The sequence below is a fragment of the Sandarakinorhabdus sp. genome (assembly GCF_041689835.1).
Lineage (GTDB): Bacteria > Pseudomonadota > Alphaproteobacteria > Sphingomonadales > Sphingomonadaceae > Sandarakinorhabdus.
In genome coordinates this window covers 1-11,292 of sequence record NZ_JBDNFM010000104.1, presented here as the reverse complement: position 1 = coordinate 11,292, position 11,292 = coordinate 1, and the positions used below count along the sequence as shown (strand labels likewise).

The following is an 11,292-nucleotide window of genomic DNA, read 5'->3' as shown; positions in this document are numbered from 1 at the left end:
GTCATGCCGGGCTGGACGTTCCGTTCCGCTCCGCTCCGGCGTTGACGTAGACCTTGCCTGCCTCGGCATCGATGACCAAGGCCGACCAAGGTAGAGACTTCATGCCCACGGCGATCTGTTCCACCGCCTTGGCGATGGCGTCCTCCGCTGCCTTGCCGATGGGGGTGTTACGGAAGGTTCCACCCCCGGCAGAGGCACCCGTCCGGTCATCCACAACCTCAGCGTCCAAACCGGAGGAACTGGCTGTTCCTTGCGCACGCGACGTCGAAATAACCTGGCCGGTGGTGGTATCTACGAGCCGCAGGGAAATTTCGATCATCGATTTCTGGTTCTTCATCCCGGCGCGCGCGCCTAACAGTGAGCTAAACCCGCCGATCCCGATCTTGCTGCCCCCAGCGGCGGCCTCGAACTTGGTGACCGCACCGCGCACCACGGCGCTGGCCTGAATGGGGGCGGCGGATCCCGGGACGGCCAACGGTTCGACGCGCTCGACGACGACGAAGCGTCCGTCGCGGCTGATGGCATCGATCAGGAGGGCCGCCATACCCTCCGCCGTACCAGCTCCGCCCACCGCGTCGGTGACCTGGAAAAGATCCACGGATACGGTCCTTTTCAGCCCGTCATATAGGGCGCCCTCGCTGGCACCGAGCGAAGCGGGAAGGACAAGGCATGCCATGCTAGCCAAGGCTGCCGCCAATAAAAAACTCGCTCTCATGGATGTTGTCAACCCTGAGTAATGCAATAAACTTGTAGACCATATCATATAGAGGCAAAAAACCATGCTAAATTTCGTGGTGCATTCCGCCAATCAAAGGTGGCATATAATTCTGGAATTCTGAAATTATGGAGATGGTATACTAAATTCGAGTAATGAGAATAATTATAGTAATAACATAGTTAGTTTACATGCAACGGTACGGGCCATTCCGTCAATCCATGGCTCGTCTTGCGCGCATCGTCATTCCGCAGGTTGCGCATCATGTCACCCAGCGCGGCAATCGCAGGCTGCCGGTGTTCTTCAGCGGTGATGATCGGCGCGCCTGTCTGGCGCTGCTCGCAGGCGCGTGTGCGGCAAGCAGCTCCGCGTGCCTGGCCTGGTGCCTGATGGACAATCATGTGCACCTCATCCTGGTGCCGCAGGCAGAAGATGGCCTGCGGGCCACGCTGGCGGAGGCGCATCGGCGCTCCACAACCCGGATCAATGTTCGGGAAGGCTGGCGCGGGCATCTGTTTCAGGCGCGCTTTGCCAGTTACCCCATGGATGATGCGCATCTGATGGTCGCCGTGCGCCATGTGGAGAACAACCCGGTTGCGGCCGGCATGGTTGCCCAGTCCTGAAGACCTTGCGGCGGATTGGCCATGGTCCAGCGCTGGCTCCCACATCGCCGGCGCGCGAACGGCAGAGAAGGGAAAATCACTTGGTCGAAGGGTTGGCCTGGCTCACCTTCTTGGGTGCCTCCTTCTTGGGCTTGCGGGTTTCCTTGTTGGATTTTGCCTGACCTTTGGCCATCATCTGTCTCCCGAACGGACTCATGTCCTTGGCTGGTTATGCGACTTTCCCGGCCCGGCGTCACCGGTCAATTGCGGAACGCCGAACAGTTATTGCGGTAACCATGATCCATCCCCACGCTTCAAGGCCCAAAGCCTGAACCGGCGCCGCGCCTGTCCTACACCGGCAAGGCCTGTCATCATGGCGCTGCCCGGCGTTCTGCCGCGCATTGATCTTGTTGAAATAAAAAAGCTGTATCCGATACGAAACGTCAAAACTGGCAAAACGTGGTAACGCGAAATCACCTGCAAAATGAGCGGGTTGCAGTTGGTTCTATCAAAATTCGGTGGCAGGCGCGCGCCGCCGGGTTGGCCCGAAAACAAACGGGTGCAGGGACTGTGTCCCTGCCCGCCGGAGGCCCGCTCGCTGGCTTTCTGCCGCCGTCATGTTCGGCAGGGCTACCGATCCCGGAACCACCCGGTTACGGCAAACCGGCCCGCTGGCGCGAAACCCGGCACGTACGACACGCTGTGATTGCGCGGCACCAGGAACATGTTGAGCGTGTTGAAGCGCGGGCGGTAGCCGTGGTCGATATCGCCGTCGTCGTCGTAAAAGTTCAGATAGCCGCCCCAATCCGGCCGCCAATCGGCCGCGGCAAAGCTGAAGACAAACGCCACCAGCCAGCCCTGATCGGAAATATCCTGATGCAGGGACAGGAATTGCTGCTGACCAAACAACGTGGCCTGCGCATCGGCCCACAAAATCTGCGGCAGCGCCGTCACCTCGCGAACCAAGCCGAGCATCGCCGGTGAATTGATGTCGGTAAACAATTGATCGTGACGCGGCCCGGCGGACCAGCCTTCGCGGTAGGCATCATAGGCCTGGTATTGGGTGTAGATGAAGCCGAACTCGCCTGCGGCCTGCGCCGCGCCCAGCTTGGCATAGATCGCCTGCCATTCCGCCTGGCTGGTTGCGGCCGCTGCTTCGCGGCGCAATTTGTGCGGGCCGTCGCTGCCGGCCTGCCACGATATGCCCCACGGGGTTTCCGTGGCCAGCAATTTGGCGATGGCCGCAGCCGATTCCGGGGTAAGCACGTCGCGGATCTGCACCCGGCCGCCGGCTGCAAAGGCCGCGGCAATGGCGGCGCGGTCGAGTGCCGGGTTGATGACGAAAAGCGGCGGGATGTCGGACATGGAGGTCATCCGTGCCGTGTACCGCGTTGGCGCGCAAGCCACGGATTGAATACGGCGAGGCGGCGATCGAGGCTTGTCATGATGGCCATCCGAGCCGAGTGTAAAATAACAGACGATAGGGCACGCGAGATGGGCGAGAAGTTTGAACGGCACAAACAACCGTGGACCAGCGACGAAGTGGCAAAACTGCACGCGCTGGCAAAAAAGAACATGCCATTGCGGGCGATCGCCAAGGCGCTGACACGCAGCGAGGAATCGGTGAAAGCGCGGGCGAAGGAAGACAAATTGGCTATTGTCAGCCTGCGATAACGGCGCAAATTGGCACGGCCCCTCCCCTTCTGACAGGTGCGCCGCCCCGCTCCGCCGTTACACTTTGCACTTTCTGGCGGAGGGCGCCCCATGGCCTATGACAGCTACACCCTGCTCCACGTGTCCCGGGATGGCGCGCTGGTCACTGCCGTCGTCGATGCGCCGCCGATCAACGTCATCACCATGGAATTGTTTGGAGAATTGGCGGCACTGGCGGTGGAATTGGAGGCTGATCCGACCGCGCTGGTGTTTGTGCTGAAAAGTGCTGATCCGGATTTCTTTCTGGCGCATTTCGATGTCAACGTGCTGATTGCCATGGCCGATGCGCCGCTGGCCCCGACCGAGGACGCCAACGCCTATCACGCCATGTGCAACCGCTTTGCCCGCATGGACAAGGTGACCATCGCCCAGATCGAAGGCCGCGTGGGCGGCGGCGGGGCCGAATTGGCGATGAGTTTCGACATGCGGTTTGGCGTGGTGGGCAAGACCATCATCAACCAGATGGAGGTTCCCATCGGCATTCTGCCCGGCGGCACCGGCACCCAGCGCCTGCCGCGCCTGATCGGTCGGGCGCGGGCACTGGAAATCATCCTTGGCGGCATCGATCTTGATGCGGAAACGGCTGAAAAATGGGGCTGGCTCAACCGCGCGCTGCCGGCCGATGCGATCGGCGCTCATGTATCGGCGCTTGCCAACCGCATTGCCAGTTTTCCGCCGCAAGCCGTGCGGCTGGCCAAGCAATCCGTTGAAGCGGCAGCCCTGCCCTTGGACGAGGGCTGCACAATCGAAGCCGATCTGTTCCAGACCCTGCTGTTTACGGACGATGCACGGGCCAACATGCGGCGCTTCCTCGAACTCGGCGGCCAAACGCGGGCGGGCGAACTTCGTGTTGCCGATCTCAGCGCACAGGTTGCGCAGGGCCTTTAAAAATGCCCCAGCCGCCGCATGGTGGTGACGAAAAATGCCGTTGACCAGCCAAGCAGAATAACCCCGTTGATGCCTTCGATGGCGGCAAGCAATCGCCAGCGCGGATCGAGCAGATCGTCACCAAAGCCGATGGCAGCGTAGGTATGGGTGGAAAAATACACGGCAAGGCGCAATGTTTCGACGGCACCGAGTTCCAGATAAAGCGCCGCATAGAGCCAGATTTCGATACCGTGCAGAACGAAAAGCCCCAGCACGACCGCCATGGTGAACGCCACGCCGGCCAGCGACAGTGGCCGGATCTTCAGCTTTTTTTCCTCGTCGGCTTCATAACGTGTCAGTCGTGCAAGCAACACCAGGCCAACGGCGTGAATGAACACCGTCACCAACACCATTCCCGTGGCCGCGAGCAATTCTTCAATCATGAACGACACCGCCGGCGACGGGTCAGCACCACCTTCATGCGATCATGCCTGCCGCTGCCTGTTCGCGCATCTGTTCCTGCACCACCAGTTCCTGCGCGACCAGTTCCGACACCTTGGGCATCATCGCAGCGAAGGGCGTATCGCGGGTAAGGCCATATTCGGCGCGCACGTCGGCCAATGGCCGGTGGATGTGGTTTTCAAAATCGATGAACTGCACCGATTTCGCCCGCCGGCCCAGCGCCCAGCCATCGGTAATCGCATCCATCGCCGGTTGGATCAGCCACGGATCGACCAGTGTGGCATGGCCCATGATCACCGAAAGGGTCATCGCGGAATAGGGATAGTCCATCTGCGCCAACTGGAACGCCTGCAGCGCAAGTTCGTGCAGCGGCTGGGTGGTGTAGCCAGTGAGCACATGGTGCAGATCGTGGGTTTGATACCCGCGCAGCACCTTGTATTGCAGCACCGCCGGCAGCCGGTTCAGCTTGCCGCTGGCTGCAAAATCATCGGTGAGCGCGGCATAGCCCACCGCCAATTGCTCGGCGAGGCCGTTTTCAACCATGTGAGTGCGCCACGCCGCGCCCAATGTGCCCGGCGCGCAATCGGCCACGTGTGACAGGCTGAATGGCGGTGCCATCCATGCCGCTGCTGCCAGCGGGCCGTGCTCGGGATGATCGGCGATGGCAGCCACATATTTGTCGATGGCGTCCTGCGGGGCGCTTTGCCACCATTCGTTGAACAACAGATGCACGCCGTAGCCGTAAAAATCATCGATGGCGGCGAGAAACTTTTCCCCGAACGCGCGGTCCACCTTGTGCATGACGCCTCTCCCAATCCGTAACACCAAAGCCTTGCATGGCCCGATAACAGCAACAAGGCGCGTTAGGCATTGCTGCGGAGTTGGCGAATAGATTTTGCCTGATACACTATCGGCGTAACGAAATGCCGAGGGGACGGACCATGCGGCGCATTCTGATGATGACAATGGCAGCCATGATGCTGGTGCCCGCCGCGCTTGGGGCCCAAGTGAGAAAGCTGCCACCCAAGCCTGCTGCAAGACCGGCCGCCATTGTGCAGAAAGTGATCCCGCCAAAGGCGGTTTATTGGTTATCGGCGCAGACCACGACCGGATTTGGCATGGGTGGGCATGGCGGCGGCACTACCCCCTCGGCGGGCGACATGATGCGTGCTGCGATGAGCGGGCAGCAGCCGGGCGCAATTGCCAAGTCGCTGAGCCTCGATCTGGGCGGCAAGCTGGCGGTGACTGCACCGCCGCCGTTGGCGCGCCACCGAATTCCGGCGGGCATGAACATGGGCGACGGGTTATTGCTGAAAAGCCCGCAGCGCGCCGCCACCTCGGGGGAGCTGACGGATTATGAACCGCCCAAGGGACGCTTGCTGCTGTTCTGGGGCTGCTGAGAGGCCGCGCGCGCCGGCCAGCCGGTGGTGATCGATTTCGCCAAAATGGCCGCCGGCCAGGTGCCGCCCGGCCTGTTTGCCGGCGAACGCGTGCGCATTGCACGCGGGCCGTCTGCCGCAAACTGGCCATCCTATGGCCATTGGCCCAACAATGACCGCGCCAGCCGGCAGAGCGTGCCGGCAAATGCCAGCCTGATCGGCGATCACGCGGTGCGCGGCAATTACATCCCCGATGTCGATTTCAGCCTGACCAAGGATTTCATGGGCGCGCTGAACCTTGATCAAAAGAAACAACCATCGGGCGCGGTCGGCATGACCTGGAACCAGTTGCCCGATGCGACCGGGCATTTCGCCAGCTTCATGGGCGGCGAGGGCGAAGACCCGGCAACAGGCGCCACAGTGGTGTTCTGGTCCTCCTCCGAAAGCCAGACCTTCATTTCGGCGCTGGGCGACTATATTGCGCCGGCCGAAGCCGCTCGTCTGGTGGACACCAGGCAGCTGATGCCGCCGACCCAGACCAATTGCAGCATCCCCAAAGAGGTGCTGGCCGCCGCGCCAAACGGCCTGGTTTCGCTGGTCGCACACGGGCCGGAGGAGAATTTCATCTTCCCGCCGCGCCCGGCCGATCCGAAAATCGCGTGGGATCAAAGCTATGCCGTGAAGGCCCGTTTTGCGGCGCGCATCGGCGGCCCGGCCGGCATGAACATGGCCGAGATGATGGGCGGCGACGATGAAGATCGCCCGCGCCGCAGCAACCGCCGCGGCACCAAACCCAAATGTGCGGACAAGCCGCCTTCGGCTGGTGACGTCATCGGCGGCGTGATGGGCGGCTTACTTGGCCGCCGCAAGAAAGCAGAGGATTGCGACCCGAGCTGAACCACCGGCTTGGCAAAGCAGCAAGGCCAGTGCAATCATGCACCTGATGCCGATGCCGATGCCGCTTTGCCCGATCGCCCTATCGTCATGAGCGACGACGCCAGTTCCTCAGCCGGCCACCGCGAACGGCTGCGTCAGCGGCTGCTGGCTGGCGGCGGCGATGGCTTTCATGATTATGAGCTGCTGGAATATCTGCTCGCCTTGGCCATTCCCCGGCAGGATACCAAACCGCTGGCCAAGCGCCTGCTGGAGGAATTCGGCAGCCTGGCGGCGCTGATCGCTGCGACGCCCGAAGAATTGAAGCGCGTGGACGGCCTGGGCGACGGGGCGGCGGCCGCCATCAAGTTCGTCGAGGCGGTGATGCTGAGGTCATTGCGCACCAAAGCGCTGGACCGGCAGGTGCTGAGCGGTTGGCAGGCGCTGCTGGATTATCTGCATGCCGCGCTGGCGCACCGGCCCACGGAGCAGTTTCGAGTAATTTTTCTCAACAATCGCAATGTCATGATCCGTGACGAAATGATGAACGACGGCACCGTGAATGCAGCGCCCGTATATCCGCGCGAGATCGTCAAGCGTGCGCTCGATCTGGGGGCGGCAGCGGTAGTGCTGGTCCACAATCACCCGTCGGGCGATCCGCAGCCCAGCCGCGACGACATCCAGATGACCCGCGCCATCATCGAAGCCGGGCGTCACCTTGGCCTCACCGTGCACGATCATGTCATCATCGGCGCCACCGGCCACGTGTCGATGCGGGCGCAGGGATTGATCTGATCAAGACGCCGCATGCCGCGCAATAATGACCTTGCCCTTTTGAGACCAACTACGCACAAAAGCTGCGTGTACAATGCAGGAGGGGCAATGCAGCCATTGGCGGCCTTTGACGAAATGTTTGGTTCCGGAGGTTATGACAGCCGCTCGCCGGATGGCGTCACCAGCGCCTATCGCGCCATCCGCCAATGGCTGGCCGATTCGTCGCCCGAATTGATGGCCGCCCGCCGCGCGCAGGCCGAGCTGTTCTTCCGCCGTATCGGCATCACCTTTGCCGTGTATGGCGACGCGCAGGCCACCGAACGGCTGATCCCCTTCGATATCGTGCCGCGCATCATCACCAGGGTTGAGTGGGACCGGCTGGAACGCGGCCTGAAACAGCGCGTCGGTGCGCTCAACATGTTCCTGGCCGACGTTTATGGCGCGCAGGAAATATTGAAGGCCGGCATCATTCCAGCGGAACTGGTGCTGACGAACCCGGCCTATTGCCTGCACATGGTGGGCCGCATGCCGCCGGGCGGTGTGTGGGTGCATATCGCCGGCATCGATCTGGTGCGCACCGGCAGCGACGATTTCTTCGTGCTGGAAGACAATGCCCGCACCCCGTCCGGCGTGTCGTACATGTTGGAAAATCGCGAGGTGATGCTGAAACTGGTGCCCGAACTGTTCGATCAGGTGAAGGTGGCACCGGTTGAAACCTATCCTGAAAAGCTGCTGGAAACCCTGGCCAGCGTTTCACCGCGCAGGCAGCGCGGCAGCCACCCCACCTGCGTGCTGCTCACGCCGGGGCAATATAACAGCGCCTTTTACGAACACAGCTTTTTGGCCGACAAGCTTGGCATCGAGCTGGTGGAGGGCAGCGACCTGTTCGTGCGCGACGATATCGTGTTCATGCGCACCACCGAAGGCCCGCAGCGGGTGGACGTGATCTATCGCCGCGTCGATGATGATTTCATCGATCCGCTGGTGTTCAACCCGACATCGATGCTGGGCGTGCCCGGGCTGATGGCGGCCTATGCCGCCGGCAATGTGACGCTGGCCAACGCGGTGGGCACTGGCATTGCAGATGACAAGGCGATCTACAGCTACATGCCCGATATTGTGCGCTTTTACACCGGCGAGGAACCGATTTTGGCCAATGTGCCGACTTGGCGTTGCCGCGAACCGGAATCGCTGATGTATGTGCTCGATCACCTGCCCGAACTGGTGGTGAAAGAAGTAGATGGCTCGGGCGGCTATGGCATGCTGGTTGGTCCGCACGCATCGAAAACCACGATCGCCGCCTTTGCCGCCAAGCTGAAGGCCAATCCGGAAAAATTCATCGCCCAACCGACATTGGCGCTGTCCACCTGCCCCACTGCCACCGATGGCGGCGTGGCGGCGCGCCATGTCGATCTGCGGCCGTTCGTGCTCACTGGCGCGGACGGCGTGCGCATCGTGCCCGGCGGCCTCACCCGCGTCACCATGACGGCAGGTTCGCTGGTGGTGAATTCCAGCCAGGGCGGCGGCACCAAAGACACGTGGATCATCGACGGATGAGGGCATGTTAAGCCGCACCGCCGGCAATCTTTATTGGCTGGGCCGCAACCTGGAACGGGCGGATTTTTCCGCGCGCCTGATCGAGGCAACCCAGCGGTTGGCGGCCCTGCCCTCAACCTATGGCGGCACGTCCAACGCTTGGGAATCAGCCCTTGCTGCAGCCTGCCAGATCGATGGCTTTGCCGCCACCGGGCTGGCCGCGGACGAATATGAGGTGACTGAATATCTCACGCTGAACGCCGCCAACAGCTCGTCCATCCGCTGCTGCCTCGAAGCCGCGCGCAACAACGCCCGCGCCGTGCGCACCGCGATGACCGAAGAAGGCTGGGAGGCGATCAACACCGCCTGGCTTGAGGTCAGCCGCTATGGCACGCACCTTTCGAGCCGCGAAACGCTCGCCCAGCTTATCCAGTACGTGAAGCACGCCATCGCGGCCTTCGACGGCGCCAATCATCGCACGATGCTGCGATCGGATGCGTTCTGGTTCACCAATCTGGGTGCCGCCATCGAACGCGCCGACAATTCGGCCCGCCTGATCGATGTGAAATACCATCTGCTGTTGCCGCGCGACGAGCCGGTGGGCGGCAGCCTCGATTATTTCCAGTGGACGACGATCCTGCGGACGGTTTCGGCGATGACCGCCTATCGCTGGGTGTACAACGACAGTGTGAAGCCCTGGTTGGTTGCGGATCTGCTCATTCTCAACCGCCAGATCCCGCGCAGCCTGGCGGCGTGCTACGATGATGTTCTGCGCCACCTCGATCTGCTGGCGAGCCACAGCGGCCGCCGCGGCCCGGCGCACCGGCTGGCCAGCGCCGGCCACGCCCGGCTGGCCAATGGCAATATCGATGCGATCTTTGCCAAGGGGCTGCACGAATTCCTCACCGAGTTCATCGCCGACAACAACCGGCTGGGCGAAGCCATTGCCGAACAGTATCTTTTCTAGGTTTCGCCATGCGCATTCGGGTCGATTATTCCACCATCTACGAATATGCCCAGGCGGCCAGCGACGTGCTGCAGCTGCTGCGCGTGCAGCCGGCCGGGCACGATGGCCAGCACGTCGTGCACTGGCGGATCGATACCGAGGTGGATGGCCATCTGCGCTGCGGCGAAGATGCGTTCGGCAACATCACCCACATGTTTTATCCAGATGGCCCGGTGCAGCGCATGGCAGTGCATGTGACCGGCGAAGTGGACACGATCGAAAGCCGCGGCGTGCTGACGGGGACCCATGAACGGCTGCCGGCAACCGTTTATCTGCGTCAAACCGAATTGACCCACCCCGATGACGCGATAAAGGCACTCGCCCCCCAGCTTGATGCCGGCGACGCGCTAGCCAGCTGCCACCGGCTGAGCGAGCTGTTGTACGACAGCATGACCTTCGATCCCGATGTCACCCACGCCCACAGCGATGCCGCCCATGCCTTCGCGATCCGGGCCGGCGTGTGTCAGGATTATGCCCATGTGTTCCTGTCGGTGGCGCGCTGCATGGGCATACCGGCGCGCTATGTTTCGGGCCATCTGGTGCGCGGCGATGGCCTGATCACCCAGCCGGCCGCCCACGCGTGGGCCGAAGCGCTGGTCCCCGATCTGGGCTGGGTGGCCTTTGATCCCACCAACGGCATGTGCGCCACCGAAGCCTATCTGCGCGTTGCAGTTGGTCTCGATTACCGCGACGCCGCCCCGATTCGCGGCGCCCGGCGCGGCGGCGGCACTGAAACCATGAATGTGGCGGTGACCACGCAGGCGTCGGTACAGGCTGGGGGGCAGGCTGGCATCGCGCATCCCGGCCTTGGCGAGCTGAACGAACCGGCGCAGGCGCAAAGCCAGTCCTGAAACGCTTGCTCGCGGCCAGCGCGGCAGGCAGGATTGGCAGCAAGCAACCGCAAGCGGAACAACCCCAATGACTTATTGCATCGGTATCCTTGTACGCGAAGGCCTGGTGATGATGGCCGACACGCGCACCAACGCGGGCGTCGACAATATCTCCACCTACCGCAAACTGCGCGTGATGGAACACGGGCCGGAACGGGTGATCATGTGCTCTTCGGCCGGGTCGCTTTCGGTCACGCAAAGCGCCCTGTCCCGCGTGGCGCTGGGCGTGGTGATGCCCGATACCGGCGAGAAAGAAACGCTGGCCGAGGTGCCGACCGTGTTTCGCGCCGCGCAACTGGTGGGCCAGGCCTTGTCGGACGCCAAGGCAGAGATCGACCAGGTGGTGAAGGACGACAATATCTTCACCGATGCCACCCTGCTGCTGGCTGGCAGCATCGGCGGGCGGCGGCCGCGGTTGTTCCTGATTTATGGCGCCGGCAATTTCATCGAGTGTCAATCGGATACGCCGTTTCTG

At 62.3% G+C, this 11,292-nt stretch carries 13 protein-coding genes and 1 pseudogene; 10 read left to right on the top strand and 4 right to left on the bottom strand.

From position 1 onward, the window contains the following. Position 1 precedes the first annotated feature (1 nt). Positions 2-598 (bottom strand): CsgG/HfaB family protein, encoded by a 597-nt coding sequence (locus ACESL8_RS05520; RefSeq protein WP_372916654.1) that lies wholly within the window; start codon positions 596-598, stop codon positions 2-4. 338 nt (positions 599-936) lie between these two features. Between ACESL8_RS05520 and ACESL8_RS05515 the strand changes: the two genes are divergently transcribed. Continuing rightward, positions 937-1,338, top strand: a complete 402-nt coding sequence (locus ACESL8_RS05515; RefSeq protein WP_372916652.1) for a transposase — start codon at positions 937-939, stop codon at positions 1,336-1,338. A 609-nt stretch (positions 1,339-1,947) separates the two neighbouring features. Here the strand turns inward: ACESL8_RS05515 and ACESL8_RS05510 are convergent. Then, entirely contained in the window at positions 1,948-2,682 is a 735-nt protein-coding gene (locus ACESL8_RS05510; protein ID WP_372916650.1) for a 2OG-Fe(II) oxygenase family protein, read from the bottom strand. A 129-nt stretch (positions 2,683-2,811) separates the two neighbouring features. Between ACESL8_RS05510 and ACESL8_RS05505 the strand changes: the two genes are divergently transcribed. Further along, entirely contained in the window at positions 2,812-2,991 is a 180-nt protein-coding gene (locus ACESL8_RS05505) for a hypothetical protein (protein ID WP_372916656.1), read from the top strand. Positions 2,992-3,081: 90 nt separating this feature from the next. Then, entirely contained in the window at positions 3,082-3,918 is an 837-nt protein-coding gene (locus ACESL8_RS05500; protein ID WP_372916648.1) for an enoyl-CoA hydratase/isomerase family protein, read from the top strand. On the opposite strand, the gene ACESL8_RS05495 is transcribed toward ACESL8_RS05500, so the two are convergent. Both ACESL8_RS05495 and ACESL8_RS05490 read right to left on the bottom strand, forming a co-directional pair. Continuing rightward, positions 3,915-4,340, bottom strand: coding sequence for an ion channel (locus tag ACESL8_RS05495; protein WP_372916646.1), 426 nt, complete (start codon positions 4,338-4,340; stop codon positions 3,915-3,917). The genes ACESL8_RS05500 and ACESL8_RS05495 overlap by 4 nt on opposite strands. Positions 4,341-4,374: 34 nt before the next feature. Continuing rightward, entirely contained in the window at positions 4,375-5,160 is a 786-nt protein-coding gene (locus ACESL8_RS05490) for a Coq4 family protein (RefSeq protein WP_372916644.1), read from the bottom strand. A gap of 140 nt (positions 5,161-5,300) precedes the next feature. On the opposite strand from ACESL8_RS05490, the gene ACESL8_RS05485 reads away from it, so the two are divergent. The 7 genes and pseudogenes from ACESL8_RS05485 to ACESL8_RS05455 all read left to right on the top strand — a co-directional run. After that, a complete protein-coding gene (locus ACESL8_RS05485) occupies positions 5,301-5,759 on the top strand; it encodes a hypothetical protein (protein ID WP_372916642.1) in 459 nt (152 codons plus the stop codon). Positions 5,760-5,786: 27 nt separating this feature from the next. Then, the gene (locus ACESL8_RS05480; protein WP_372916640.1) at positions 5,787-6,635 is read left to right on the top strand and encodes a hypothetical protein; all 849 of its coding nucleotides are present in this window, start codon (positions 5,787-5,789) and stop codon (positions 6,633-6,635) included. A gap of 87 nt (positions 6,636-6,722) precedes the next feature. Next, on the top strand, positions 6,723-7,406 hold the full coding sequence (radC, locus tag ACESL8_RS05475) for a DNA repair protein RadC (RefSeq protein WP_372916638.1): 684 nt from the start codon (positions 6,723-6,725) through the stop codon (positions 7,404-7,406). Positions 7,407-7,493: 87 nt separating this feature from the next. Next, the gene (locus ACESL8_RS05470; RefSeq protein ID WP_372916636.1) at positions 7,494-8,942 is read left to right on the top strand and encodes a circularly permuted type 2 ATP-grasp protein; all 1,449 of its coding nucleotides are present in this window, start codon (positions 7,494-7,496) and stop codon (positions 8,940-8,942) included. 4 nt (positions 8,943-8,946) lie between these two features. Next, positions 8,947-9,888 carry an alpha-E domain-containing protein gene (locus ACESL8_RS05465; RefSeq protein WP_372916634.1) on the top strand — a complete coding sequence of 314 codons (942 nt, stop codon included), beginning with the start codon at positions 8,947-8,949 and terminating at the stop codon, positions 9,886-9,888. 8 nt (positions 9,889-9,896) lie between these two features. Then, positions 9,897-10,778: a transglutaminase domain-containing protein gene (locus ACESL8_RS05460; protein WP_372916632.1), complete on the top strand. Its 882-nt coding sequence runs from the start codon at positions 9,897-9,899 to the stop codon at positions 10,776-10,778. Positions 10,779-10,845: 67 nt separating this feature from the next. Beyond that, positions 10,846-11,292, top strand: a pseudogene (locus tag ACESL8_RS05455) (peptidase); the annotation flags it as partial.